The sequence below is a fragment of the Mycobacterium sp. genome, assembly GCF_050701515.1.
GTDB lineage: Bacteria > Actinomycetota > Actinomycetes > Mycobacteriales > Mycobacteriaceae > Mycobacterium.
Map to the genome: position 1 here is coordinate 1 of NZ_JBOGDB010000037.1, position 25,450 is coordinate 25,450.

29 protein-coding genes and 2 pseudogenes are annotated in these 25,450 nt (G+C 67.6%); 15 read left to right on the forward strand and 16 right to left on the reverse strand.

The genetic code is table 11. The features are described 5' to 3' along the window. On the forward strand, window positions 1-364 hold a 364-nt coding region (locus tag ACRDU5_RS02940), incomplete at its 5' end, for a DUF732 domain-containing protein (RefSeq protein ID WP_526612718.1). An 11-nt stretch (window positions 365-375) separates the two neighbouring features. Here ACRDU5_RS02940 and ACRDU5_RS02945 read toward each other — a convergent pair. Next, window positions 376-1,158 (reverse strand): hypothetical protein, encoded by a 783-nt coding sequence (locus ACRDU5_RS02945; RefSeq protein WP_526612719.1) that lies wholly within the window; start codon window positions 1,156-1,158, stop codon window positions 376-378. 56 nt (window positions 1,159-1,214) lie between these two features. Here ACRDU5_RS02945 and ACRDU5_RS02950 point away from each other — a divergent pair, with 56 nt between their 5' ends. Continuing rightward, the gene (locus ACRDU5_RS02950; RefSeq protein WP_526612765.1) at window positions 1,215-1,622 is read left to right on the forward strand and encodes a RidA family protein; all 408 of its coding nucleotides are present in this window, start codon (window positions 1,215-1,217) and stop codon (window positions 1,620-1,622) included. On the opposite strand, the pseudogene ACRDU5_RS02955 reads toward ACRDU5_RS02950, so the two are convergent. Next, window positions 1,571-1,936 (reverse strand): annotated as a pseudogene (locus ACRDU5_RS02955) (DUF952 domain-containing protein). The gene ACRDU5_RS02950 and the pseudogene ACRDU5_RS02955 sit on opposite strands and share 52 nt — an antisense overlap. A 131-nt stretch (window positions 1,937-2,067) precedes the next feature. Between ACRDU5_RS02955 and ACRDU5_RS02960 the strand changes: the two are divergent. Together ACRDU5_RS02960 and ACRDU5_RS02965 are read left to right on the forward strand one after the other, a co-directional pair. Beyond that, complete coding sequence (locus tag ACRDU5_RS02960) at window positions 2,068-2,259, forward strand: DUF7455 domain-containing protein (protein ID WP_526612720.1); 192 nt, start codon at window positions 2,068-2,070, stop codon at window positions 2,257-2,259. A gap of 55 nt (window positions 2,260-2,314) precedes the next feature. Then, window positions 2,315-3,307, forward strand: coding sequence for a YhjD/YihY/BrkB family envelope integrity protein (locus tag ACRDU5_RS02965; RefSeq protein WP_526612721.1), 993 nt, complete (start codon window positions 2,315-2,317; stop codon window positions 3,305-3,307). On the opposite strand, the gene ACRDU5_RS02970 is transcribed toward ACRDU5_RS02965, so the two are convergent. Then, entirely contained in the window at window positions 3,297-3,533 is a 237-nt protein-coding gene (locus ACRDU5_RS02970) for a DUF3039 domain-containing protein (protein WP_526612722.1), read from the reverse strand. The two genes, ACRDU5_RS02965 and ACRDU5_RS02970, sit on opposite strands and share 11 nt — an antisense overlap. A gap of 59 nt (window positions 3,534-3,592) precedes the next feature. On the opposite strand from ACRDU5_RS02970, the gene ACRDU5_RS02975 reads away from it, so the two are divergent. The 3 genes from ACRDU5_RS02975 to ACRDU5_RS02985 all read left to right on the forward strand — a co-directional run bounded on the left by ACRDU5_RS02975 (window position 3,593) and on the right by ACRDU5_RS02985 (window position 5,928). Further along, window positions 3,593-4,009 (forward strand): DUF3099 domain-containing protein, encoded by a 417-nt coding sequence (locus ACRDU5_RS02975; protein ID WP_526612723.1) that lies wholly within the window; start codon window positions 3,593-3,595, stop codon window positions 4,007-4,009. 147 nt (window positions 4,010-4,156) lie between these two features. Then, on the forward strand, window positions 4,157-5,116 hold the full coding sequence (locus ACRDU5_RS02980; protein ID WP_526612724.1) for a sigma-70 family RNA polymerase sigma factor: 960 nt from the start codon (window positions 4,157-4,159) through the stop codon (window positions 5,114-5,116). A gap of 119 nt (window positions 5,117-5,235) precedes the next feature. Next, window positions 5,236-5,928 (forward strand): iron-dependent transcriptional repressor DtxR, encoded by a 693-nt coding sequence (locus ACRDU5_RS02985; protein ID WP_526612725.1) that lies wholly within the window; start codon window positions 5,236-5,238, stop codon window positions 5,926-5,928. On the opposite strand, the gene ACRDU5_RS02990 is transcribed toward ACRDU5_RS02985, so the two are convergent. After that, a complete protein-coding gene (locus tag ACRDU5_RS02990) occupies window positions 5,909-6,934 on the reverse strand; it encodes a DUF4192 family protein (protein ID WP_526612726.1) in 1,026 nt (341 codons plus the stop codon). The two genes, ACRDU5_RS02985 and ACRDU5_RS02990, sit on opposite strands and share 20 nt — an antisense overlap. A gap of 92 nt (window positions 6,935-7,026) precedes the next feature. Beyond that, window positions 7,027-7,764 (reverse strand): hypothetical protein, encoded by a 738-nt coding sequence (locus ACRDU5_RS02995; RefSeq protein ID WP_526612727.1) that lies wholly within the window; start codon window positions 7,762-7,764, stop codon window positions 7,027-7,029. A 144-nt stretch (window positions 7,765-7,908) separates the two neighbouring features. Here ACRDU5_RS02995 and sthA point away from each other — a divergent pair, with 144 nt between their 5' ends. From sthA to ACRDU5_RS03010, 3 genes are all read left to right on the forward strand, one after another. After that, window positions 7,909-9,315: a Si-specific NAD(P)(+) transhydrogenase gene (sthA, locus tag ACRDU5_RS03000; protein WP_526612766.1), complete on the forward strand. Its 1,407-nt coding sequence runs from the start codon at window positions 7,909-7,911 to the stop codon at window positions 9,313-9,315. Between the two features lie 110 nt (window positions 9,316-9,425). Further along, entirely contained in the window at window positions 9,426-10,400 is a 975-nt protein-coding gene (locus ACRDU5_RS03005; RefSeq protein WP_526612728.1) for a proteasome assembly chaperone family protein, read from the forward strand. Between the two features lie 43 nt (window positions 10,401-10,443). Then, window positions 10,444-11,130, forward strand: a complete 687-nt coding sequence (locus ACRDU5_RS03010) for a PhzF family protein (RefSeq protein WP_526612729.1) — start codon at window positions 10,444-10,446, stop codon at window positions 11,128-11,130. 11 nt (window positions 11,131-11,141) lie between these two features. On the opposite strand, the gene nrdR is transcribed toward ACRDU5_RS03010, so the two are convergent. Next, complete coding sequence (gene nrdR, locus ACRDU5_RS03015; RefSeq protein WP_526612730.1) at window positions 11,142-11,606, reverse strand: transcriptional regulator NrdR; 465 nt, start codon at window positions 11,604-11,606, stop codon at window positions 11,142-11,144. A gap of 162 nt (window positions 11,607-11,768) precedes the next feature. After that, window positions 11,769-12,227: a LysM peptidoglycan-binding domain-containing protein gene (locus ACRDU5_RS03020; RefSeq protein ID WP_526612731.1), complete on the reverse strand. Its 459-nt coding sequence runs from the start codon at window positions 12,225-12,227 to the stop codon at window positions 11,769-11,771. 209 nt (window positions 12,228-12,436) lie between these two features. On the opposite strand from ACRDU5_RS03020, the gene lexA reads away from it, so the two are divergent. Beyond that, window positions 12,437-13,153, forward strand: a complete 717-nt coding sequence (gene lexA, locus ACRDU5_RS03025) for a transcriptional repressor LexA (RefSeq protein ID WP_526612732.1) — start codon at window positions 12,437-12,439, stop codon at window positions 13,151-13,153. A gap of 6 nt (window positions 13,154-13,159) precedes the next feature. Here the strand turns inward: lexA and ACRDU5_RS03030 are convergent, their stop codons facing one another. Next, complete coding sequence (locus tag ACRDU5_RS03030) at window positions 13,160-15,118, reverse strand: LGFP repeat-containing protein (RefSeq protein ID WP_526612733.1); 1,959 nt, start codon at window positions 15,116-15,118, stop codon at window positions 13,160-13,162. Window positions 15,119-15,263: 145 nt separating this feature from the next. Next, window positions 15,264-15,350: pseudogene (locus tag ACRDU5_RS03035) on the reverse strand (hypothetical protein); the annotation flags it as partial. 32 nt (window positions 15,351-15,382) lie between these two features. On the opposite strand from ACRDU5_RS03035, the gene ACRDU5_RS03040 reads away from it, so the two are divergent. The 3 genes from ACRDU5_RS03040 (at window position 15,383) to mbp1 (ending at window position 16,886) form a co-directional block, all read left to right on the forward strand. Next, window positions 15,383-16,042, forward strand: coding sequence for an alpha/beta fold hydrolase (locus ACRDU5_RS03040; protein ID WP_526612734.1), 660 nt, complete (start codon window positions 15,383-15,385; stop codon window positions 16,040-16,042). Continuing rightward, the gene (locus ACRDU5_RS03045) at window positions 16,039-16,551 is read left to right on the forward strand and encodes a hypothetical protein (protein ID WP_526612735.1); all 513 of its coding nucleotides are present in this window, start codon (window positions 16,039-16,041) and stop codon (window positions 16,549-16,551) included. The genes ACRDU5_RS03040 and ACRDU5_RS03045 overlap by 4 nt, the downstream gene beginning before the upstream one ends. Before the next feature lie 92 nt (window positions 16,552-16,643). Further along, entirely contained in the window at window positions 16,644-16,886 is a 243-nt protein-coding gene (gene mbp1, locus ACRDU5_RS03050; RefSeq protein ID WP_526612736.1) for a microaggregate-binding protein 1, read from the forward strand. A gap of 45 nt (window positions 16,887-16,931) precedes the next feature. On the opposite strand, the gene hflX is transcribed toward mbp1, so the two are convergent. The 5 genes from hflX to ACRDU5_RS03075 are packed head-to-tail and all read right to left on the reverse strand — an operon-like array spanning window position 16,932 to window position 21,768. Continuing rightward, a complete protein-coding gene (gene hflX, locus ACRDU5_RS03055) occupies window positions 16,932-18,347 on the reverse strand; it encodes a GTPase HflX (protein ID WP_526612737.1) in 1,416 nt (471 codons plus the stop codon). A 46-nt stretch (window positions 18,348-18,393) separates the two neighbouring features. Next, on the reverse strand, window positions 18,394-19,266 hold the full coding sequence (gene dapF / locus ACRDU5_RS03060; RefSeq protein ID WP_526612738.1) for a diaminopimelate epimerase: 873 nt from the start codon (window positions 19,264-19,266) through the stop codon (window positions 18,394-18,396). Window positions 19,267-19,270: 4 nt separating this feature from the next. Further along, window positions 19,271-20,188 (reverse strand): tRNA (adenosine(37)-N6)-dimethylallyltransferase MiaA, encoded by a 918-nt coding sequence (gene miaA, locus ACRDU5_RS03065; RefSeq protein WP_526612739.1) that lies wholly within the window; start codon window positions 20,186-20,188, stop codon window positions 19,271-19,273. Further along, on the reverse strand, window positions 20,185-20,874 hold the full coding sequence (locus tag ACRDU5_RS03070) for a class III extradiol ring-cleavage dioxygenase family protein (RefSeq protein ID WP_526612740.1): 690 nt from the start codon (window positions 20,872-20,874) through the stop codon (window positions 20,185-20,187). The genes miaA and ACRDU5_RS03070 overlap by 4 nt, the downstream gene beginning before the upstream one ends. A gap of 9 nt (window positions 20,875-20,883) precedes the next feature. Beyond that, the gene (locus tag ACRDU5_RS03075; protein WP_526612741.1) at window positions 20,884-21,768 is read right to left on the reverse strand and encodes a DMT family transporter; all 885 of its coding nucleotides are present in this window, start codon (window positions 21,766-21,768) and stop codon (window positions 20,884-20,886) included. Window positions 21,769-21,932: 164 nt separating this feature from the next. Between ACRDU5_RS03075 and ACRDU5_RS03080 the strand changes: the two genes are divergently transcribed. Beyond that, entirely contained in the window at window positions 21,933-23,264 is a 1,332-nt protein-coding gene (locus ACRDU5_RS03080) for a DUF349 domain-containing protein (protein WP_526612742.1), read from the forward strand. On the opposite strand, the gene ACRDU5_RS03085 is transcribed toward ACRDU5_RS03080, so the two are convergent. Continuing rightward, on the reverse strand, window positions 23,261-23,890 hold the full coding sequence (locus ACRDU5_RS03085; RefSeq protein ID WP_526612743.1) for an Rv2732c family membrane protein: 630 nt from the start codon (window positions 23,888-23,890) through the stop codon (window positions 23,261-23,263). The two genes, ACRDU5_RS03080 and ACRDU5_RS03085, sit on opposite strands and share 4 nt — an antisense overlap. After that, a complete protein-coding gene (miaB, locus tag ACRDU5_RS03090) occupies window positions 23,878-25,374 on the reverse strand; it encodes a tRNA (N6-isopentenyl adenosine(37)-C2)-methylthiotransferase MiaB (RefSeq protein WP_526612744.1) in 1,497 nt (498 codons plus the stop codon). The genes ACRDU5_RS03085 and miaB overlap by 13 nt, the downstream gene beginning before the upstream one ends. Window positions 25,375-25,450: the final 76 nt, after the last annotated feature.

Consider the following 25,450-nt stretch of genomic DNA (forward strand, 5'->3'; position numbering starts at 1 on the left):
CTGCGCGACTACCTGGACTGAGGACACATCAGCGACAATGGGAACAATCAGCGCGATTGGCATCGCCGTTCTCGCCGCCGTGCTGGCCTTCGCCGCGGTGGCCGTCCCGGCGACGGCTCAGGCGGACGATGCCGGTTTTCTCGACCGGGTGCAAGCCGCGGAGATGCCGCTGACCGACGACAAAGCGCTGACGCTGGGCCGGGCCGCGTGCATCGACCTCACCAATGACATCCCGCTCTCGGCGGTGCTGGCAGCACAGAATCCCGCCGTTGGCGACGGACCTCGTCTGAGCGCGGCCCAGAACTGGGAACTTCTGTCGGCGGCTGTGACCGAGCTCTGCCCGGAGTTACGGACGGGCCACTGACCGCGGGTGTCCTAGTGCCGTTTCTCGCGGACTTTGTACGTCGAGGGCCACGACTCTCGCGTCTCGTCTCCCATGAGCGGAATGCCCTTGCTCCCGATCCTGATCTGGTATGGCTCCTTGCCGGCGCCGACTTCGCGGTTGGCGTGTTCGGTTGCGAGGTACATGAGCTGGTCGATCTCCGCTTCGGCAAACGCGACGAATGATGTCTTACGGACGATTTCCTCCGGGTCGGGAGCCATCCGCTCGGGCAGGACCCGTGACGCCAGAGCCGCCAGGCCCAGCAGCGTGAACGGAATGACCCAGTAGCAGACGAACGACAGCGGCGTCCTCGTGTCCAGAATGGTCGCGTCGCCCTGCACAATCGGCGGAATCGCCGACGACACCGTCATGCCCGCGAAGGCGGCGACCCAGATCCAGGTCAACAGCGAGGTGATGCGGCCGAACACGTCGCTCTCGACGACTTCCTTTGGCTGGCCCACTTCGGCGAACTCGCGCACGAACGGCCTGCCGATCAGGACACCGGTGAGCGCCACCAGGAAGATCCCGGCGTTGCTGAGCGGCTGCATCCAACGCTCCATGAAGTCCTGGCTCAGCGTGAACGTCAGCACGGTCAGCACGAGAAACGTTCCGACAGCTCCGATTTCGAGTGTGCGCCCTGACGCCCCCCTGACGCGTCCGATCACGAACGAGCACACGGCGATGGCGAGCGCCACCAATACTGCCGTGGTGAAGGGGACGTTGCCCACCAGCACCCAATAGACGATCCACGGCGCAAAGCCCAACAGAATGCCCACGGTGGGTCAGTGTAGGTAGTCGAGTGCACCTCGGGGACCCTCGCCACTAGTTTGTACTGATGACCCAGCGCCGCAATGTGTCGTCGGGCTCGGAATTCGAGACCACGGTCGGCTATTCACGCGCGGTGCGCACCGGTCCCCTTGTCGTGGTCTCAGGGACCACCGCATCGGGTGACACCATTGCCGATCAAGCACGAGAAGCGTTGCGTCGCATCGAAACCGCACTCAACGAGGTCGAAGCTTCGATGTCCGACGTGGTGCGCACCCGGATGTACGTCACCGACATCTCACGCTGGCGCGAGGTCGCGGACGTGCATGCCGAGGTGTTCGGCGACATCCGCCCGGCCGCCACGATGGTGGAGGTGTCCTCGTTGATCTCGCCGGAGCCGATGGTGGAGATCGAGGTCGACGCCTATATCTGCGGGGCCAGCGGCGAGAACCGGCCGTCGGCGTCCGGCAGATAGGGCGTGACACTTATCACAGCGCCGACCGGCAGCGGTCCGTACAGGTGCGGGAACAGCATCGAGTCGGGGTCTGTCGGCACACCGGGCTCCCAGCGGACCGGCGCCGCCAGGCGCTCGGGAGCCAGGCGCAGCAGCACCAGGTCGTTGCGGCCGGCGTAGAGCCGGTTGGCCGGGAGATGCACCTACTCAGGCGTCGAAAGATGGACGAACCCGACGTCGTCCACCGATCCCGGCCGGTGCTCGCCGGAGGCCTGGGCCAGCCGCCACTCGTCGGCACCGCATAGGTGCACGAGGACGGATGGTGTCGGGTTCATTCCCCCAGCCTGCCGGGAGGCAGGTAACGCGGGCGTGCGTGAAAAACGACACACCCGTATACGGCATGGGAACAACGCCGAAAGCCAAGGCGTCTGAGAGAGTAGAGATACCCGAGCTGTACGGAGGTGCCATGAACGCCACGCTGACCAGTCCCGAGCTGACCAGCGCTGATCGCTGCGATCGATGCGGCGCCGCAGCGCGGGTGCGCGCCAAGTTGCCCTCCGGAGCCGAGCTGCTGTTCTGCCGGCACCACGCCAACAAGCATGAGGCCAAGTTGATTGAGTTGGCCGCCGTGCTGGAGGCCGCACCGCTGGACGCGTAAGCGGATCGTCCCCATCTGGGCAGGACGGCGTTTCGTCAGGAATGCTGGACTGGTCATGAACGACCAGCCTCCGGTGAAGCCGTCGCGTCATCACATCTGGCACATCGTGCGACGGACGCTGTCGAAAAGCTGGGACGATTCGATCTTCTCGGAGTCCGCGCAGGCCGCGTTCTGGTCGGCGTTGTCGCTGCCGCCGCTGCTGTTGGGGATGCTCGGCAGCCTGGCCTACATCGCGCCGCTGTTCGGGCCGGGCACGCTGCCGGCCATCGAGGAGCAGCTGATCAGCACCGCCAACAGCTTCTTCTCGCCGAACATCGTCATCGAAATCATCGAGCCCACCGTCCGCGACATCGTGCAGGGCGCCCGCGGCGAGGTGGTGTCGCTGGGCTTCATCATCTCGTTGTTTGCCGGATCGTCGGCCATCTCGGCGTTCGTCGATTCCATCGTCGAGGCCCACGACCAGACACCGCTGCGGCATCCGGTGCGCCAGCGGTTCTACGCGCTGGGTCTCTACGTAGTGATGCTGGTGTTGGCGATCGCGGCCGCGCCGTTCGTGGCAGTCGGGCCGCGCAAGATCGCCGAGTACACCCCGAAGAGCTGGGACAACGTGCTGCAGTACGGCTATTACCCGGTGTTGTTTCTCAGTCTGGTGGTCGCGGTGAACATCCTCTACCGGGTATCGCTGCCCAAGCCGCTGCCCAGCCACCGGCTCATCCTGGGCTCGATCCTGGCCAGCACGGTGTTCCTACTGGCCACGCTCGGGCTACGGGTATACCTGACGTGGATCACCAGGACCGGCTACACCTACGGCGCGCTGGCGACGCCGATCGCGTTCCTGCTGTTCGCATTCTTCCTGGGCTTCGCCATCATGCTGGGCGCCGAGTTGAACGCCGCAATCCAGGAGGAATGGCCGGCACCGGTGACCCACGCCCGCCGGATCCGCGGTTGGCTGGAAGAGAAGGCCGAATCCCTCAACACGACCGATGAGCCACTCGGGCGAAGAGCAGCAGACAGCGATGAGAGCGGCGCCGACTCCGTTACATCTTGAGCTTCTCGTAGATCCGCTTGCAATCCGGGCACACCGGTGAACCCGGCTTCGCCGCCTTCGTCACCGGAAACACCTCACCGCACAGCGCAACGACGTGCGTACCCATGACGGCGCTCTCGGCGATCCTGTCCTTCTTGACGTAGTGGAAGTACTTCGGGGTATCGCTGTCGGTCCCGTCGTCGACGCGTTCGTCGGTGTCGGTGCGCTCGATCGTCTGGGTTCGCATTCGTCCATTGTGCCCCGGCAGCGCATCGGTAAGAAACGGATCGGTTTGGCCGGGGTCGAATGTGGAACAGTGGGGGTATGAAACACGGCCAAGAGCTGGGTTTCGACGACGATGGTCGGCCGGTTCTGATCACCCGCGCCGCGCCCGCCTTTGAGGAGCAGCACCGCGCACGGGTGCGCAAGTACGTGATCCTGATGTCATGCCGCGTCCCGGCGCTGATCCTCGCCGCGGTGGCGTACGGCATCTGGGAGAACGGCCTCATCTCGCTGGCGATCATCGTGGTGTCCGTGCCGTTGCCGTGGATCGCGGTGCTCATCGCCAACGACCGGCCACCCCGCCGGGCCGACGAGCCCCGGCGCTACGCCGCGCGGCGAATACCGCTGTTCCCCACCGCCGAACGGCCCGCACTGGAGCGCCGGGCACAGCCCGCGCCGCAACCGGACGGCGTCGATTCGAAGGGCGATGTTCCTTCTTGAGGAGCTTCTAGCCCTATTCTCAGGACATTCTCAGATCGGTGGCAAATAACCGCAGATCAGCAGGTGTGAATCGGCTCGTTGGTGGGAACTCTTGGTCGCAATTGGGCGTTGAACCTCATGACAGTTCCAGCCGAGCAGGAGGCCGTAATGGCAGGTGCCACCACAAGCCGCGTTGACCACGATCTGGACGCTCAGAGTCCAGCCGCGGATCTCGTGCGCGTGTACCTGAACGGCATCGGCAAAACGGCCTTGCTCAATGCCGCCGACGAGGTCGAGCTCGCAAGGCGCATCGAGGCTGGGCTTTACGCGCAGCATCTGTTGGAAACCCGCAAGCGTCTCGGCGAGAACCGCAAACGCGATCTCGCCGTCATCGTCCGCGACGGCCGGGCGGCCCGCAGTCATCTGCTGGAGGCCAACCTGCGTCTGGTGGTGTCGCTGGCGAAGCGCTACACCGGTCGCGGCATGCCGCTGCTGGATCTGATCCAGGAGGGCAACCTAGGGCTGATCCGGGCAATGGAGAAGTTCGACTACAGCAAGGGCTTCAAGTTCTCCACCTATGCCACCTGGTGGATCCGGCAGGCGATCACCCGCGGCATGGCCGACCAGAGCCGCACCATCCGGCTGCCCGTGCATCTCGTCGAGCAGGTGAACAAGCTGGCCCGCATCAAGCGGGAGATGCACCAGAACCTCGGTCGTGAGGCCACCGACGAGGAGCTGGCGACCGAGTCGGGCATCCCGGTGGAGAAGATCACCGATTTGCTCGAGCACAGCCGCGACCCGGTGAGCCTGGACATGCCGGTGGGCAGCGACGAGGAAGCGCCGCTGGGCGACTTCATCGAGGACGCCGAGGCGATGTCCGCCGAGAACGCCGTCATCTCCGAGCTGCTGCACACCGACATCCGGCACGTGTTGGCCACCCTCGACGAGCGCGAGCAGCAGGTGATCCGGCTGCGGTTCGGCCTCGACGACGGCCAGCCCCGCACCCTCGACCAGATCGGCAAGCTGTTTGGGTTGTCCCGGGAGCGGGTGCGCCAGATAGAGCGCGAAGTCATGGCCAAGCTGCGCAATGGCGAGCGGGCCGACCGGCTGCGCTCCTACGCCAGCTAGAGACCCCTTCCAAAAAGCCCGCCGGCCTCCCCTCCGGCGGGCTTTTTGTTAGGTCGACAGAATGTTGCAACCCTATTCGCGCAGCTAGGCCGGTAGACTCTGGCGTGACGGAGGCTGCCATGAACGATCTTGTCGATACCACCGAGATGTACCTGCGCACCATCTACGACCTCGAAGAAGAGGGCGTGGTGCCGCTGCGGGCCCGCATCGCCGAGCGTCTGGAGCAGAGCGGACCCACCGTCAGCCAAACCGTGTCGCGGATGGAACGTGACGGCCTGCTGCATGTTGCCGGTGACCGGCACCTGGAGCTGACCGACAAGGGCCGCGCCCTGGCGATCGCCGTGATGCGCAAGCATCGGCTGGCCGAGCGGCTGCTCGTCGATGTGATCGGGCTGCCGTGGGAGGAAGTCCACGCCGAGGCCTGCCGCTGGGAGCATGTGATGAGCGAGGACGTCGAACGCCGCCTCGTGCAGGTGCTCGACAACCCGACCGTGTCCCCGTTCGGAAACCCCATCCCGGGCCTGTCCGAGCTGGGCGTCGGCGATTCGATCGGTTCCGAGGACCGCAACCTGGTTCGGCTCACCGAGCTGCCGGCCGGGTTCCCGGTCGCGGTGGTGGTGCGTCAGTTGACCGAGCACGTCCAGGGCGACTCCACCCTGATCGCGCGGCTCAAGGATGCCGGCGTGGTGCCCAACGCCCGGGTGACTGTCGAAGCCGGCCCCAACGGCGGCGTGATGATCGTGATCCCGGGACACGAGCAGGTGGAGCTGCCGCACGAGATGGCGCACGCCGTCAAGGTCGAGAAGGTCTAACGCACCGATTCGGTAGCCGCACACCGAGCCGTTTTGCGAGCCGGTAGCCGGTGCGGGCCAGTTCCCGAATCTGTTCGGGCCGCATCCCCGACTGCAGCGCGGTGTCGAGCATGCCCGCCATCCGGTGGGTGGGATCGCACCGCAGCGCCGCCTCCAGCGACACCCCGGCCAATGGACCGTCACCGCGCGCATAGGCCGAAAACGCCAGCAGCACAAGCGCCTCGACGCGCCACGGCGCGGGAAGTGTCCGAGACAGCAACGCCCACAGCGACTCCGCCTGCGCGGCGCTGTCGCCGACGGCCAGGGCGTAGAGCGTGTCGCGCACCTGCGGATCGGTCAACGCACACGCCAGCCGGGCCAGCCTGGGCTCGGGCAGCGCCTTCCCGGCGGCCACCCGGGTCGCCGCCGCCATCGCTTCCTCGATATCGCGCCGCGCGTCGACTTTGCGGGCATCGGCCTGCGCGCGGATGATTGCGGCCAGTGCCTCGCTCGCGGCTGGGTCGACGACCTCGATGACCTGCTGAAGCTCGGCGCGACGCGCGTACAACCGGCGACCTTCCAGCACGGCGGCCATCGCCAGCGGAGACGTGGACGGGTCGTCGATGACGCCGCCGCCTCCGTCCAGGCAATGCCAGCGACCGCCCGCAGCAACCCGGTCGACGACGTGGACGTCGAGCAGCTCGATCCGATGTTCGGCCAACCGATCCGTGAGGCTGTTGGCCAGTCTGCGGTATTCGTCGTTGCACAGCCGGCAGTCCGCGCCTTCTGCGTCGACCACCACCGCGATCGCGGCATCCGGTCTGGCGGCAGCGGCCACCTCGGCCACGTGGGCGACCGAATCGTACAGCTCGGGCGAAAGATCAACGCGCATAACGCAACCCATCTCGCCGCGATCGACGGTCACCAGGACGAGGGACTTTTCGGGCACGAAGCCCAAAACGGCGGGCAGTGCCGCGATCAGTGCGCCGGGCCGGTTCAGCTGGAAGTCGGATTGCGATGTCGTCATGCCACGACGGTCTCGAGCGGCGCCGTCAAGTAGGCCGGCGCAGAAGGGCGACACGACGCGGCTGGGGATGAACGTGCGACTGGGTATGACCGCTACCGCGGAACCAGGCGGCGCACTTTCAGCACCGCATCGGCGAAGAGGGTGTCCAGCGCCTGGGTCTCCGATGCGGTTTCGGAGGCGCCGTCCAGCAGCCAGCCGGCGCTGACCTGCACATCGGCGATCCGGGCGACCAACGTCAGCATTCGGGTTTCCGAAGACTCCGAGGACTCTGAAGCCGATGTCACGGTCTGATCGACGGCGTAGCTGTCGTCTGCGTCCACCGGCGGCGCGGGCGGCAGGCTCACCGTCACCGTCGACACATCATCGCCCAGCGAGCTGGTGAAGGACTCGCAGCCGGCCAACTGATCGACCCTGGCGCGCAGCGAGGGCGCCGGCCGGGTCACCGTGACGATGAGTCTGCCGGCGTTGAGGTGATCGATGCCCTGCACGGCGGCGCTGTGCGGCGCCACCACCGGCGGCGGCGCACATTCGGGCGGTGCGACAACGGATCCGGCCGCCACGCCGTCGATCTCGTGCAGCACGCGGTAGGCCTCGTTCGGATCCAGGACGGCGGCCGGATACTGCGCGGGGAATCGTCCAGGCTCGATGAGCAAGTCGGCCACCGCAATCGGCTCCGCCGGCCCGCCGTCCGGTGCCACCGCGTGCACCGTCCCGTTGATGGCGCGGGTGCAGCCGCAAAGGATTGCCGCCACCGTCAACAATGCGCAGCAGGCAGCGGGGTGCCTGAACCCGCGCGAACACCGCAGAACCGTGCTGACCATTGCGGTCATCGTCTCATCGCCGGCTCCAGGTGGCGTTCAGGCGCGCGCGGAAGGACGCCGATCGCAGAATTTCGGCAGATCAATTCGCGCGCTATTGATGTCGTCGGCATGCGAGATTGCGCCAATCGGCGTACACCTTCAAATATGGCTTCGGTGATGGAGTACGACCTCGTTGTCATCGGTTCGGGTCCCGGCGGGCAAAAAGCCGCCATCGCGGCGGCAAAGCTCGGCAAGACGGTCGCCGTTATCGAGCGCGGCCGGATGCTGGGCGGCGTGTGCGTGAATACCGGAACCATCCCGTCGAAGACGCTGCGCGAGGCTGTGGTCTATCTGACTGGCATGAGCCAGCGCGAGCTGTACGGCGCCAGCTACCGCGTCAAGGAGAAGATCACGCCGCAAGACCTACTTTCCCGCACCACGCACGTCATCACCAAGGAGCAGGACGTGGTGCGCAATCAGCTGATGCGCAACCGGGTCGACCTCTACACCGGGCACGGCCGTTTCACCGATCCGCACACCGTGTTGGTGGAGGACCAATCCCGCGGTGAGGAAACCACCGTCAGCGGTGAGTACATCGTGGTCGCCACCGGCACCAAGCCGGCCCGCCCGCCGGGTGTCGAGTTCGACGAGGAGCGGGTGCTGGACTCGGACGGGATCCTCGACCTGAAGTTGCTGCCGTCGTCGATGGTGGTGGTGGGCGCCGGTGTGATCGGCATCGAGTACGCCTCGATGTTCGCCGCGCTCGGCACCAAGGTCACCGTGGTGGAGAAGCGCGACACCATGTTGGAGTTCTGCGATCCCGAGGTGGTCGAGGCGCTGAAGTTCCACCTGCGCGACCTGGCGGTGACTTTCCGCTTCAGCGAGGAGGTGACGGCGGTCGACGTCGGCGCCGCGGGCACCGTGACCACGCTGGCCAGCGGGAAGCAGATTCCCGCCGACACGGTGATGTATTCGGCCGGTCGGCAAGGCCAGACCGAACACCTCGACGCGGGGAACGCCGGGCTCGAGGTCGACGGACGCGGGCGGATCTTCGTCGACGATCAGTTCCAGACCAAGGTCGACCACATCTACGCCGTCGGCGACGTGATCGGCTTTCCGGCGCTGGCCGCCACGTCGATGGATCAGGGCCGGCTGGCGGCATACCACGCCTTCGGCGAGCCGGCGAAGGGCATGACCGAGCTGCAGCCGATCGGCATCTACTCCATCCCCGAGGTGTCCTACGTCGGCGCCACCGAGGTGGATCTCACCCGCGATTCCATCCCCTACGAGGTCGGCGTGTCCCGGTATCGCGAGCTGGCCCGTGGCCAGATCGCCGGCGACTCGTACGGCATGCTCAAGCTGTTGGTGTCCACCGAAGACCTCAGGCTGTTGGGCGTCCACATCTTCGGCTCAAACGCCACCGAGCTGGTGCACATCGGCCAGGCGGTGATGGGCTGCGGCGGCACGGTCGAGTACCTCGTCGACGCCGTCTTCAACTACCCGACCTTCTCGGAGGCCTATAAGGTCGCCGCACTGGACGTGATGAACAAGTTGCGCGCGCTCAGCCAGTTCCGCTCGTAACCGCGGTCGCCATCAGCCCGATCGTCAGCAGAGCCAACTCCGCATGCCAGCCGATCATGCCCGGGTGGATGAGACACTGGTTATACGGCCGCGGCAAGGAGGTGAGGTCAATGGACGAAAACCAGGAGCATTACCAGCCTGAGCAGAGTGGGATGTACGAGCTGGAGTTCCCCGCGCCCCAACTGTCCTCGTCCGACGGCCGCGGACCGGTCATGATCCACGCCCTGGAGGGCTTCTCGGATGCCGGCCACGCGATCCGGCTGGCGGCCCAGCACCTCAAGAACACGCTGGACACCGAGCTGGTGGCGTCGTTCGCCATCGACGAACTGCTCGACTACCGGTCGCGCCGACCGCTGATGACGTTCAAGACCGACCACTTCACCCATTACGAGGACCCCGAGTTGACCCTGCACGCCCTGCACGACAGCGTCGGGACACCGTTCCTCCTGCTCGCGGGAATGGAGCCGGATCTGCGCTGGGAGCGCTTCATCACCGCGGTACGAATGTTGGCCGAGCGGCTCGGAGTCCGCCAGACGATCGGACTCGGCACCATTCCGATGGCGGTGCCGCACACCCGCCCGATTACGCTGACCGCCCACTCCAACAACAAGGAGCTGATCGCCGATCACCAGCCGTGGGTGGGCGAAGTGCAGGTGCCCGGCAGCGTGTCCAACCTGCTGGAGTACCGGATGGCCCAGCACGGTCACGATGTGGTCGGGTTCACCGTGCACGTGCCGCACTATCTCGCTCAGACCGACTACCCGTCGGCCACCGAGGCGCTGCTCACCCAGGTCGCGAAGACCGGCTCGCTGCAGCTGCCGCTGACGACCCTGGCCGATGCGGCCGCCGATGTGCACGCCAAGATCGACGAGCAGGTATCCGCCAGCACCGAAGTCGCTCAAGTGGTAGAGGCCCTGGAGCGCCGGTACGACGCCTTCATCGCCGCTCAGGAGAACCGATCACTGCTGGCGCGCGACGAGGATCTGCCCAGCGGTGACGAGCTCGGCGCCGAGTTCGAACGATTCCTCGCACAGCGGGACCAGAGAGGCAAAGAAGGCTTCCAGGACGGGGACGACGGCCGCTAGTGGGCCCTGACCTGTCCGGCTCGGCACGTCGTAGCATCGGCGCATGGCCATCGACGTGACGGTGTTGCGCGTTTTCACCGACAAGGACGGGAAGTTCGGTAATCCACTCGGGGTGGTCGACGCCAGCACGGTGAACCCCGGCGATCGACAGCGCATAGCGACCGAATTGGGTTATAGCGAAACGATATACATCGACGTGCCGGAGCGCGGAGCCAGCACCGCACACGCACGAATTTTCACCCCCGCCACCGAACTGCCTTTCGCGGGGCATCCGACGGTTGGTGCCTCGTGGTGGCTGCGGGAGATGGGCACGCCCGTCCGCACCCTGCAGGTGCCTGCCGGCATCGTCCAGGTCAGCTACGACGACGATCTGACCGCGGTCAGCGCCCGCGCCGACTGGGCGCCCGAGTTCGCCATCTACGATTTCGAGTCCACCGACGAGCTGCTGGCCGCGGACCCGGATGACTACCCCGACGACATTCAGAACTACCTGTGGACGTGGACCGACCGCGACAACGGCGTGCTGCGCGCCCGGATGTTCGCGGCCGGCCTCGGCGTGCCCGAGGACGAAGCCACCGGTGCGGCGGCCGTGCGCATCACCGACTACCTCAGCCGCGACCTGACCATCGTCCAGGGCAAGGGGTCAATCATCCATACCCAATGGAGTCCCGAGGGGTGGGTGCGCGTCGCGGGCCGGGTCGTCAGCGACGGCCCCGTCCAGATCGACTGATCCGGCGGCGATCAGCCCGAGGTCGGAACCTTGCGATGCGCCCGGAGTGCCTCGATCTCACGCTCGAAGTCCTCCGCCGAGGAGAACGACCGGTAGACCGACGCGAAGCGGAGGTATGCGACCTCGTCCAGTTCGCGAAGCGGCCCCAAAATGGCCAGCCCCACCTCGTGGCTTGGCACCTCGGCAGAGCCGGTTGCGCGCACCGTGTCTTCCACTTGCTGAGCCAGCAGGTTCAGGGCGTCGTCGTCGACCTGGCGACCCTGACAGGCCCGTCGCACTCCCCTGATCACCTTTTCGCGGCTGAACGGCTCTGTGACACCGCTGCGCTTGACCACCGCCAGCACCGCGGTCTCCACGGTGCTGAACCGACGGCCACATTCCGGACACGACCTGCGGCGCCGAATCGCCTGGCCCTCGTCGGTTTCCCGGGAATCAACCACCCGTGAATCGGGGTGACGGCAGAACGGACAGTGCATGACTGCTCCTTCGCCGCGCCGACAGACACCTACCTCGAACGCCTCTGAGCGTACCTTTGGGCTCTCCGGGGCGCCCAGAGTCCGGGTGACTGATGCTTGTCGGGTCTGCCTACCGACCACCACCGTTGTGCGGCAGTGCGTTTCACCGCGCACGATGCACCGTCAGCCGATCGGAGTAATCAATGTCTGCCCGGCGTCCAGCGCCGCGGACTCCAGCTGATTGAGTTCGCGGATGCGCTCGACGACCTTGCCGACGGGCGCGTCCGGAGCCACCCGCGCGGCCACCCGCTGCAGCGTCTCGCCCGACTGGACCTGGACCACCGCCAGCCGGTCCGGCACCGGCGCTGAAGTGCTGCTAGTGCCGACGACCCCACCGAACTGCGCCACCACGCCGAGCCACACCGTGATCAGCGCCGCAAGCACCGCCAGCCCAACGGTGGTCGCCGGGGTGATCGGGCGGCTGCGGTGCGACGCGCGGGACATCAGAACGCCGGTGCCGCGGTGGCGCATCGGCGCACCGCCCGGCCGGGCCGGACCGGGACGCCGTCGCGAGTGCGCCACCCGGTTTGGCCGCCGCACCACCGGTTTTGCCAGGACCTCTCGGGTGTCGAGGACTGTCATCTGCCTGCCTTCCGTTGCGCCGTTTTCGCTCCTGTGTTCGAACTCTAGTCGATCAGGTGTTCGATTGATAGAACATGTGATCGAACTGTTGCACAACGATAGAACGGGCCACCGACAAATTTCGCCGGCCCCTGGCCAGGCACGGGCGTCCGCGACACGCCTCGAACACATGTTTGATTATCGGCGCCGCTGCGACTACATTCAGCGGCATGAGCGAGGACCGCACCGACAACCCGACCGGCACCGCTGGCACCGACAAGCCCTCCGGCCGCCGGCGACCGGAGGGCGGGTTGACCGAGCGGCAGCGCACCGTTCTTCAGGTCATCAAGGCCTCGGTGACCAGTCGCGGCTATCCCCCGAGCATCCGGGAGATCGGTGACGCGGTGGGCCTGACCTCGACCTCGTCGGTGGCCCACCAATTGCGCACGCTGGAGCGCAAGGGCTACCTGCGGCGTGATCCGAACCGGCCGCGGGCCGTCGACGTGCGCGGCGCGGACGATACGGTGACGCCGCTGGTGAGCACGGACGTCGCCGGGTCCGACGTGCTACCGGAACCGACCTTCGTCCCGGTGCTGGGCCGAATCGCGGCCGGTGGCCCGATCCTGGCCGAAGAGGCCGTCGAAGATGTCTTCCCGCTGCCCCGCGAACTAGTCGGGGAAGGGTCGCTGTTCCTGCTGAAGGTGGTCGGCGACTCGATGGTGGACGCGGCGATCTGCGACGGCGACTGGGTGGTGGTGCGTCAACAGAACGTGGCCGACAACGGCGAAATCGTCGCCGCGATGATCGACGGCGAGGCGACGGTGAAGACGTTCAAGCGCACCCGCGGCCAGGTGTGGCTGATGCCGCATAATCCGGCGTTCGATCCCATCCCCGGCAACGACGCCGCCGTCCTGGGCAAGGTTGTCACGGTCATTCGGAAGATCTGACGCCGGCTAATCGGCCCTCAGAAAGCCGTTGGCGCGGGCGAATTCCTCGCTGGCGAAGTAGATCTCGGCGGGCACGTGGTCGTACAGCGCACTTTCGGGTGCCCAGTACAGACCCGACTTGGTATCCGCCTTGATCGGATACCCGGTGGGCGCCAGATACGGATCGCCCAGCGGCAGATGGATCGCCGTCTGGCCGGTGTCCGACCCATCGGTTTCGCTGGCCGGCTCATCGTGGACGTCGGCGGGCACATGAACGGCCGGAGCGGGTTCGTCGAGTTCCACCGCAGCGTGGCGACCGGAATGCGGATCCGCATCGGACGGCGCCTCAGCGGGCGCGTCGGACGGGATGCGCGTCGGCGCGGTGTCTACCGCGTCGGGGTCGGGTTCCAGCTCGGAGAACACGTCATCCTCACCGCCCGCCGGTGCGAAGGACGGCGGCGATGGGTCACGCTCCAGGTCGCCCAGCCCGAACGCCGGAACACCCGACGGCCGACCGAAGTGATCGGCGAGCGGCCCGGCGGCCCGGTCATCGAAGCTTTCCAGTCGCAGCGCCTCGGCCTCGGCGGCGGTGTCGTGGGCCGTGTCGAGGTCGAACGCGGCGTCCAGCGGGTCAACCTCGCCGCGGTTCCGATTTCGCAGCGTCGCCGTGGCCACCAGTGCCACTAGCACCAGCAACGGAACGATGGCCAGCAGCCACCACCAGGACGGCTTGAACCAGCTGTCGTCGGAATCTGCGGCAGATGAGCCCGCTTCTGGCGGCTCATATCCCGGCACCGACAGGCCGGAAAGCGCCGACGCCAGGTTGGGCGGCTGGGTGGTGAACTTGTTGGTTTCGGAGTCCCAGGACACGTCTCCGCCGGTGAACGTCTGCGTGATGACGGTGCCGTTTTCGGTCTGGTCGGCAGTGGGCGCTCCAAGCGGGCCCGCCGGCCCGTCCAGTTCAGACCAGGCGGCGTTCATGGCTCCGCGCACGATGACCGCGCCGTAGTCGGGTGTCCAGAAGATGACCGGCTTGTCCTCCGCGGCGAACGCGCTGATTCGGCTGGGCGTCGGTAGGCCGCCGTCGGATTCACTGCTGATCGGGAAGCCGAGGTCGCCCGACGGGCCGCCCACGGTTTCGTACTTCTTCAAGACCTGACCAGTCAGGACGTTGGCCCCGGTGGCAGGGCTGTAGAAGATCTTGCCGCCGGCGAAGTCCTGACCCGTGCCGTCCGCACCGATCGCGTATTGCTGCCCCTGCTTGGCGCCCAGCGGGCCCAGCGCCCCACCGGCCGCCCGTCTGGCCGCGTTGATCGCGGAGGTGGCGTCTTCGGGAACGGGCAGCCCTGCCAACTGCCCTGCCAGATCGGGCGGCACCGTCGTGAACGCCTTCGTCTCGGAGTTCCAGGACAGCTCGCCCCCGGTGAACTTCTGCGTGACGACGTCGGCCTTGTACGCCTCGTCCTCGGTCGGGACGCCGAGCGGTCCGGCCGAGCCGCCCAGCTTGTCCCAGGCGGCATTGATCGCGCCGCGAACGACATGGGCACCGGTTTCCGGTGTCCAGAAGATGACCGGCTTGTCCGCGGCGCTGAACGTGCTGTTTCGGCTCTCCGGGCTGACCCGGCCGGGACCCTCGTCGATGGTGGGAAAGCCCAGGTCACTGTCCGCCGGCCCACCCAGCGATTGGTACTTCTGCAGGATCGCGCCGCCCATGAAGTGGGCACCGGTGTCCGGGGTGAAGAAGATCTTCCCGCCGGCGAAGTTCTGGCCGAAGCCCGCACCGATGGGGTAGACGCCGCCGTCGCTGGCCCCCATCGGGCCGGTGGCGCCGCCGCTGGCCTCCCACGCCGCAGTGATCGCGCCGGCAGCATCGCTTTGCGGGTCAGCCGCCGCGGCGGGTGCCAGGAAGAGTGCCGCTGCCGCCACCACCAGACCGGCCGCCGCGCGCCCGATCGTCGCGTTCAGCAGCGCTCGCTGCCCAGTCATTCCACCCTCCCGGCGCCGGCAAATCCCCCCTGAAACTAGCGCGTCCGTCAGCAACGCGTCACGTAAGACACCATAACGAAAGCGTGTCCGGGCCCCGGTTAACCGTGGTGTGGCCGGTCAGACCGTTCCTGATTAGTGAGCAGGTGGCCTCCAGCCAGACACCACGGTCGACGATCTTGTCCTGCTCCCACTGATCGTGGAACGGCGCCACGTGCCGGTCGAGAAAGGCCCGGGGCCTGCCGCTTTCGTGCCATAGTCACGCTCATGGCGGGACCTCCATCGGGTTTCAAGGCCGTTGCCGCGCAGGAGGCGTACTGCCGCCTCTACGACGAGGCACTCGCGCTATCGGCAGTGCCCGTCGAGGAGTCAGACGTCGAGACGTCCTTCGGCACGACGCACGTGCTGACGGCCGGGGACCCGACGAAGCCGCCGCTCGTCGCACTGCATGCGCTGGCGGTGAGCTCCACAATGTGGATCCCAATGCTGCCGACACTCACGGCGTCGCACCACGTCCGGATGCTCGACGCGGTCGGCGACCTCAACAAGAGCAAGGCGACGCACTACGCGATGTCGCGGCCCGAGCGTGTCGAGCGGCTGGCGTTAGTGGGCCCCGCGGGCATTGTCATTGCCCAACACGCGAAGTGGCTCGCCACCATGATTTACCGGTTTCAGCTCCGGTCCATCACGCCAGCCTCGGCGGGAAATGCCTTCGACGCGTGGGTCATGCCTCAATCGCGGCCAAGGCTCCGGAGCGACTCATGGCGCCCAATCGCGCAGCAATTCATCACCGGCATGGCCGAACGGTTCCGGCAACAGCTGCCGCAGGCGCGGGTCAGGTTGGTCGACGACGCCAACCATCTCGTGCCCATCGACCAACCTGATGTGGTTGCGGAGGAACTCCGGGACTTCTTTGGTGGACCGTGACCGAGTCGCTGACGGTCGAAGAACGCGGTCAGACAATCACGTTCACGTTCGACGACGTGATGCGCTACCACGGGCCGCACTCCCCCGGCGGCGTGGCCGTCGCATTCAAGGCCATGCACCGCGCGTTCGGATTGCTTTCTCCCGAACGGCCTCCACCGCGGCGATCCATTGTGGTGCAGACGGCATTTCGCGGTCCCGGCGCCCGCGACGGGTTCGAGGCGGTGACCCGCGCGGTCTCCGACGAGCGCTACACCGTCGACCGCTCCCTCGTAAGATCTGATCGGGGCCGGCTGCTAGAGGACTTCGTGTTCGTCATCGGCATCGGCGCTCGAACCGTCACGCTGCTGCTGCGCGACGGCTACGTCACCGACGAGTTCATCGATCTCGCACGCACCGAACACCGCACCGACGAGCAGGAGCAGCGGCTCGATGATCTCAAAGCGCAACTCGCGCGACGGGTGATGAGCAGCCGGACAGACGAAGTCTTCGACGTCGTGCAACCGATGTGACTTGCCGCACGCAACATTGGCCGCGCGTTTGGCGAACCGCTGCTTCGGGAAATAGAAGGACAGCACCGTTTCTCACAGGGAGGAAACTGGCAATGTCGGAAAAGAAAAGCGGGCCCGCGGAAGCCATCAAAGGCGTCGTCGAGGGCGTGAAGGGCAAGGCCAAGGAGGTTATCGGTGCCGTCGCCGGCCGCGATGATCTGTTCCGTGAAGGCCAGGCCCAGCAGGACAAAGCCGAAGCCCAACGCAATGCCGCCCAGAAGGAGGCGGAGGCCGAAGGCGCCCGTGGTGCGGCCAAGGTCGCCGAAGAGCGCCAGCGCGCCGAACAGCAGGACTAGTCACCACAGAAAATGGGGCGCCGAGGGGTGCCCCATTTTTCATGCTTAGAACGTCGCGAACTCACGCAGGCTGGCCGCCAACGGGATCGGCACACGTGCCTTCATCCGGGTGCCGTCCGCGTTGTGCTCGGTGGCGTCCACCCGGCCATCGGTATGCACCCGCGCCACCAGGTCGCCCCGGTGGTACGGGATGGTCACATCGACCATGGTGTCGGCGGGCACCACCAGCTGGCCCATCCGCTGCCGCAACTGGTCCAGCCCGTCGCCGGTTCGTGCGGAGACGAAGACGGCGCCCGGCAACGCACGCCGAAGCTTGGCCAATGCCAGGTCGCCCGCCGCGTCAATCTTGTTGACCACCACCAGCTCTGGCGCTGGGCGACCGTCGCGGTCGGCAATCACGTCGTTGATCACCTCGCGGACCGCATTGATCTGCACCAGCGGGTTGACGTCAGAGCCGTCCACCACATGCACCAGCAGGTCGGCATCGACGACTTCTTCCAGCGTCGACCGGAAGGCCTCGACGAGCTGGGTGGGCAGATGGCGGACGAATCCGACGGTATCGGTCAGTACGAATGGCCTGCCGTCGTCGAATTCGCCTCGGCGCGTGGTGGGTTCGAGGGTGGCGAACAATGCGTTCTCGACCAGCGCACCGGCACCGGTGAGCGCGTTCAGCAGGCTGGACTTTCCCGCGTTGGTGTAGCCGACGATCGCGATGGACGGCACCTCACTACCCAGCCGGCGGCTGCGCTGGGTGTCGCGCGCCCGTTTCATGGCCTTGATCTCGCGGCGCAGCTTGGCCATTCGCTCGCGAATTCGGCGACGGTCGGTCTCGATCTTGGTCTCGCCGGGGCCGCGCAGGCCCACGCCGCCACCGCTGCCGCCGGCGCGTCCACCGGCCTGCCGGGACATCGATTCACCCCAGCCGCGCAGCCGCGGCAGCATGTACTCCATCTGCGCGTACGTCACCTGCGCCTTGCCTTCCCGGCTGGTGGCGTGCTGGGCGAAGATGTCGAGGATCAGCGCGGTGCGGTCGATGACCTTGACCTTGACGGCTTTCTCCAGTGCGGTCAGCTGCGCGGGGCTCAGTTCGCCGTCGCAGATCACGGTGTCGGCCCCGGTCGCCACCACGATGTCGCGCAGCTCCTGAGCTTTGCCGGAGCCGATGTAAGTGGAGGCGTCGGGTTTGTCGCGGCGCTGGATCAGGCCTTCGAGCACTTCGGAGCCGGCGGTCTCGGCGAGCGCAGCCAACTCGGCCAGGCTGGCCGCTGCGTCGGACGCACTGCCCTCGGTCCAGACACCAACCAGCACGACGCGCTCCAGTCGCAGCTGCCGGTATTCGACCTCGGAGATGTCGGCCAGTTCGGTCGACAGACCGGCCACGCGGCGCAGCGCCGTGCGGTCCTCAAGGGCCAGCTCACCCGCACTGGGTGTCTCGTTAACAGGAAATTCGGGATATGTCATAGGCAATCAGAAATGGTGCACGCTGAACTCGCTTCGTGCATCCGAATTAACGCTGTTGCGCCTGCCACCATTCCTCGGATATCTCGCCCTGTGCCACCAGTACCGACGGGCCGCGGAGGTAACTGCTGGCGTCGGTGACGGTGACGGTGACCTCCCCGCCCGGGATGCAGACTCGCAGGGTTCCGGTCGCGGCGCCCCGATGCGCCAGGGCGGCGACGGCGGCGGCCACCGTTCCGGTGCCGCACGAGCGGGTTTCGCCGACACCCCGTTCGTGTACCCGCATCGACAGCGAATCACCGGCGGGCGCGGTGAGCACTTCGACATTGACGCCCTCGGGGAATTGACCGGTGTCGAACTGCACCGGCGCGGCGACGTCGAGGGCCGCCAGATCGACCGCGGTCAGCGCGGGGTCGATGCAGGCCAGGTGCGGGTTGCCGACGTCGATGGCCAGGCCGGTGAAGCGGCGTCCGCCGACGGTTGCCGAGCCCGTGCCGAGCTGGTTGGTCTTGCCCATTTCGACAGTGACATCGGCGCTGGTGGCATCGACGTGGTTGACCACCACCGGGCGGGGGCCGGCCAGGGAACCGACCACGAACTCGTCGCGGCTCTCCAGTTCGCTTGCCCGCAGGTAGTGGGCGAACACCCGAACACCGTTGCCGCACATCTGCGCGATCGAGCCGTCGGCGTTGCGATAGTCCATGTACCAGTCGCGCGCGTCGACGCCTTCTGGCAGCCGGTCGAATACCCCGGCGTCGGCGGCCGCACCGGCCATCGTCACCCGCAGCACGCCGTCGGCGCCAAGACCCCGGCGGCGGTCGCACAGCGCGGCCACCGCGGCGGGCTCCAGCGTCAGCCGGGCGTCGGGGTCGGGCAACAGCACGAAATCGTTCTGGGTGCCGTGGCCCTTGACGAAGATCACCCGATCAGGATACGTGCCGCCATATCCGCAGCGTGTGTTCGACGTTGTCGTCAGCGGCGCCGTCCAGCCACGCGACGCGGTGATCGCGGCGGAACCATGACCGCTGCCTGCGCACGTAGCGCCGGGTACCGGTGAACGTCTGCTCGCGCGCCGCGGCCAGCTGACCGGCATCGCCGCCGTCATCGAGCGCGGCGATGACCTGTGCGTAACCCAGCGCCCGCGACGCGGTGATGCCGCTGCGCAGGCCGCGTTCCAGCAGGGCCCGTACCTCGTCGACCAGGCCGTCGGCGAACATCTTTTCGGTGCGCTGCGCCAGCCGCTCGTCCAGAAGCCTTGTGTCCCAGTTTAATCCGACGATCGCGGTGTCCCAGCGCGGTGTACCGATGGCCGGCGCCGAGGCCGCGAACGGCCTGCCGGTCAACTCCACCACCTCCAGCGCTCGCACGATGCGCCGACCGTCGGTGGGCAGGATCGATGAAGCGGCCGCGGCGTCGATCCGGGCCAGCTCCTGGTGCAGCCCGGCGGCGCCGATCTCGGCCAGCCGCAGCTCCCATCCGGCCCGCACGCCGGGATCGGTGGCCGGAAACGCCCATTCGTCGAGCAGCGATTGGACATACATCATCGATCCGCCCACCACGATCGGCACCGCACCGGCTGCCGAGATCCGTTCCACGTCGTCGGCGGCGGCCCGCTGATAACGCGCGACGGTCGCCGTCTCGGTCACCTCGAGCACGTCGAGCTGATGATGCGGCACGCCCCGTCGCTCGGCCGCGGTGAGTTTCGCGGTGCCGATGTCCATACCGCGGTACAGCTGCATGGCGTCGGCGTTGATCACTTCACCGCCGACCCGCTCGGCCACCGTCAGCGCCAGCGCGGACTTGCCGGTTCCGGTCGGGCCGATGATCGCCAGCGGGCGTGTCACGGCTGCCAGACGCCGGCGAAGTAGCCGACACCGTACGGCGCACCCCGGTAGAGCTCCTTGGCCGACCGGGGCGCCGGTTCGGTCAGCCCGGCCAATACCTGGTAGGCGACCCGGCCGACGATCGTCGCGGGCAGCCGGGTCAGGGCGGCGACGTCCCCGGCGGCCAGCGCCTCGTCGAGACCGTGCTGAACCGCAATGGATTCCGGGTCGTGGCCGCCGGGAGCGCGTTGGCTGAGGGTGTTGGCACCGTCCGCGACGATCAGCACGCCGATCGGGTCGACGGCCCCATCGATCTCCGCGCGCAGCCGACGGCCGCGGTCCAGCGCCGCGTCGGCACTGTGGTCGCCGGCGTACATCCGTACCTCGGCGTGGGCATCCGGCTTGGCCTGCCCGCGGACCCATCCGGTGATCAGCGCGCACAGCGGCAGCTTGGCGGGCGCCCGACCGTCCGGTCCTGGTGACAACCGCACCCGCACGTCCACGCCGTATCCGGCGAACGTGCCGCTGTGCTCCGGGCCGATGACCGCATCGGCGGGCCCGACACCGACGGCAATCCACCGCGACGGCAGCGCGGCGACGGCCGCCAACACCGCGTCGCGCAAATCGGTCACCTCCGCAGCGGCAGCCCCCGTCAGTTCGGACACCAGGACCGGTGCCGACGGGATCATCACGATGGCGCCCAGCACGCCACCACGCTAGTGGCCCTTCTGCCCGGCCGGTTCGTGGATGGCCGCCGCCGCCTCGTCGCGCGCCAGCGCACCCGTCGCGACCACCATCACGGCCACCGCCGCAATGAGCGTCAACCAGCCCGCGTCGTCCGGGCGCAGCGCCTCACCCAGCACGACGATGCCCAGCACCGATGCGACCACCGGCTCGGCGACGGTCATGGTGGGCAGCGACGCCGTCAACGATCCGGCGCGGAAGGACGACTGCTGAAACGCCGTGCCCGCGATCGCAACCACCGCCCAGACATACAACTCCGGCGTGCGCACCAGCTCCCACGGTCCGTCGTCGATCCGGTCCACCACACCCTTGGTCAGCACCGCGAACAACCCCCACAGTGCGCCGGACACCAACCCCAACAGCACCGCGCTGATCGGTCCGGACCAGATCTGGGCGCCGAACACGCAGAGCACCAGCGCCGGGCCCATCACGACCACCACCGCCGTCCACGTTTCCACCGACGCTCGCGAGTCACCGGCCGTCGGGTTACCGACGGTGACGATCAGCACCACCGCCGCGGCCAGCAGCGCCGCCCACAGCCATTCCCAGCGGGTCACCCGGCGATGGGTCAGTCGCGCATTGATGGGCAGCGCGAACAGCAGGGAGGTCACCAGCAGCGCCTGCACCAGCAGGACGGACCCCAGACCCAGCGCCGCGGCCTGCAGCGCGAACCCGGCCGCGGCGACCAGGCTGCCCTGCCACCATTGCCGGTCACGCAGCAACCGGGTGAACAGGCCGATGTGGCTGACCGGTTCGTCGGTGACCGCATGCGCGGAGCGCTGATGGATAACATCGCCGATTGCGATGAAGAAGGCGGCGCCGAGGGCCAGCAGCGCGGCGATATCCGCCTTGGCCATCGATGATCTCCCGTCGTCGTCGAGTTGAGCCTAGGCAAATGCACCGCAAAGCCCTACGTGCGCGAGGCGACCTGTTTGAATAGCGGACGAAGCGACAGCTATCGGGCGCCGCGTCGCGCGGCAGGTGCGCGGATACCACCGCGCGGAGGGTACGAGGAACCGAGATGACGACCAGCGAACCGGGTGGGACTCCCGCCCCCAGACCCACTCCCCGTCCCGGACCGCCGCGCCCTGGTCCCCGGCCGGGTCCGACACCGTCCGGTCTGCACAGTGCGCCGGTCCCGCCGTCCGGCGACCCGCATCGTTTCGGCCGGGTCGATCCCGACGGCACGGTTTGGCTGATCACCGGTTCCGGTGAACGGGTCATCGGTTCCTGGCAGGCCGGCGACACCGAGGCGGCGTTCGCCCATTTCGGTCGCCGGTTCGACGACCTGAGCACCGAGGTCGCGCTGATGGAGAGCCGACTGGCATCGGGCACCGGCGATGCGCGCAAGATCAAGTCGGCCGCGATCTCGCTGACCGAAAGCCTGCCGACGGCGGCCGTGCTCGGCGATATCGACGCACTGGCCGCCCGGCTGTCAACACTCGTCGAGCACGCCGACGCCGCGGCCCAGGCCGATCGGGCGAAGCGGGACGAGTATCGCGCCGCTCAGACGGCCCGCAAGGAGGTGTTGGCCGCAGAGGCCGAGGAACTGGCCGCCAACTCGGTGCAGTGGAAGGCGGCCGGTGATCGGCTGCGGGAGATCCTCGAGGAGTGGCGCACGATCAGCGGGCTGGACCGCAAGACCGATGACGCGTTGTGGAAGCGGTATTCGACGGCTCGGGAAACCTTCAACCGTCGCCGCGGGTCACATTTCGCCGAGCTCGACCGCGAACGCGCGGGCGCCCGCGAAGCCAAGGAGGCGCTGTGCAAGCGCGCCGAAGAGCTGGCCGACTCCACCGAGTGGGGCGCCACCGGAGCCGCGTTCCGCGACCTGCTGACCCAGTGGAAGGCGGCCGGCCGCGCGCCGAAGGACGTCGACGATGCGCTGTGGCAGCGGTTCAAGGCCGCGCAGGACGTCTTCTTCACCGCCCGCAATGCCGCCAATGCCGAGCGCGACGCGGAGTTCCGGACCAACACCGAGGCGAAGGAGAAGCTACTGGCCGAGGCCGAGAAGCTGGACACGTCCGACCTGGACTCCGCGCGCGCCGCGTTGCGCGTAATCGGCGAGAAGTGGGACAAGATCGGCAAGGTGCCCCGCGAGCGCAGCGCCGATCTGGAGCGGCGGCTGCGCGCGGTGGAGAAGAAGGTGCGCGACACGCCATCGCATGGTGTCGATCCGGATGCTCAGGCCCGTGCCGACCAATTCCGCGATCGCGCAGAGCAATTCGAGCGACAGGCCGAGAAGGCGGCCGCGGCGGGCCGTACCAAGGATGCCGAGGAGGCGCGGGCCAACGCCGAGCAATGGCGGCAGTGGGCGGACGCGGCGGCCGACGCGCTCGGCAAGAAGGGTTAAGTCTTCTCCGGCCCCTCGTCGGTGCTGTCGGTGTCGTCGTCGAGGCTGTCCAGCAGGCCCTGTTGTTGTCGCTCGGCGGCGTCCCGACGGCGTTCTGCTTCGGCGGCAAGCTGTAGGGCGGTGCGCGTCCACACCACCCTGGCCCAGTTGAAGGTCAGCACGATCACCGTGAGCCAGGCGAGGATCAGCCCGATACCAGGCCCGGGATGGGGCTCGGGCGCGGTCTGTCGTGACCACACCGCCAGCAGGCCCAGGACGGACGCCACGGTGGATCCGGCCAGCGCGATCCACGCCAGTGCCCAGCGCCGGGTGAGCAGCGCCAGCATCGAGAATCCGACGCTGAACACCAGTGCCAGCCAGGTGAACACCCGCGACGGCAACGACACTCCCTCGCCGATCGCGACGTCGTCACCGACCAGCACATCCCACCCTCTGGCGCCGCCGGTGTGCGGCAGCACGAACGTCAGCAGCAGCACGAATACAGCAATGGCGATGACCAACGCCCTTGCGCCAGGGTCGATTTCCCGCGCCACCCGGCGTTCGGCGGCCTCGATGTCGCCCTTGAACTCTTCGAAGTCTCCGTTGTCAGCCCGATTGCCGCCGTCGCCGGCGGTCACCGGGCACATCCGGTTGCGGTCGGCCGATCCGCCGGCTCACCGATGCCGGGCATGCCGAGGCCGACACCGTTTGGTCGCAATCCCGCGGCGTGCGCGTCGCCGGCCCGGGTGCGCCGATGATGCAGCAGCGTGCCGTCGGCGATCAGATGGTGCGGGGCGGCGTCGGTGACGGTGGTGGTGACGATGTCCCCGGGCCGGATGTCGGCCCCCATCGGGGTGAAGTGCACCAGCCGGCCGTCGCGGGCCCGGCCGGACATCCGCGCGGTGCGGGTGTCCTTGCGGCCTTCGCCGGTGGCCACCAGCAGCTCGACGGCGTTGCCCACCTGCGCGCTGTTTTCCTGCAGCGAGATCCGTTCCTGTAGTTCGATCAGCCGCTCATAGCGCTCCTGCACAACGGCTTTCGGCAGCTGGCCGTCCAGCCCTGCGGCCGGCGTGCCGGGCCGCTTGGAGTACTGGAAGGTGAACGCGGCGCTGAACCGGGCCGCGCCGACCACGTCGAGCGTGGCCTGGAAGTCATCCTCGGTCTCGCCCGGGAACCCGACGATCAAGTCGGTGGTGATCGCGGCGTGCGGGATCGTCGCGCGCACCTTGTGGAGGATGTTCAGATAGCGTTCGGAGCGATACGACCGGCGCATGGCCCGCAGCACCCGGTCCGACCCGGACTGCAGCGGCATGTGCAGTGCCGGGCACACATTCGGCGTCTGCGCCATCGCCTCGATGACGTCATCGGTGAACTCGGCCGGGTGGGGTGAGGTGAAACGCACCCGCTCCAGACCCTCGATCCGCCCGCATGCCTGCAGCAACTTCGCGAACGCGCTGCGATCGCGCGGCAGCTCCGGGTCGGCGAACGAGACACCGTAGGCGTTGACGTTCTGCCCGAGCAGCGTGATCTCCAGCACGCCCTGGTCGACCAGCGACTGCACTTCGGCGAGGACGTCGTCCGGGCTGCGGTCGACCTCTTTGCCCCGTAGCGACGGTACGATGCAGAAAGTGCAGTTGTTGTTGCAGCCGACAGAGATGGAAACCCAAGCCGCGTAGCAGGATTCGCGGGCAGCTGGCAGATTCGACGGGAATTCCTGCAGCGCTTCGGCGATTTCCACCTGTGCGGCCCGGTTGTGCCGGGCGCGGTCGAGCAGCGTCGGCAGCGATCCGATGTTGTGCGTGCCGAAAACGACGTCTACCCACGGGGCTCGGCGCCGCACCGCGTCGCGGTCCTTCTGGGCCAGGCAACCGCCGACGGCGATCTGCATGTTCGGATCGGCCTGCTTGCGCGGCGCCAGGTGGCTGAGGTTGCCGTAGAGCTTGTTGTCGGCGTTCTCGCGGACCGCGCAGGTGTTGAACACCACCACGTCGGCATCCGCGCCGGCGGCGGCCCGCCGGTACCCGGCCGCCTCCAGCAGGCCGGCCAACCGCTCTGAGTCGTGCACGTTCATTTGGCAGCCGTAGGTACGCACCTGATAGGTGCGCTCCTCACCGGTCACCGCGGATGTCACGGGCCTATGGTACGGGCGGCCGTACCCGGTGAATTGGGCGGATTCACGAGTTCGAGACACGCTGCGTGTTCCCTGG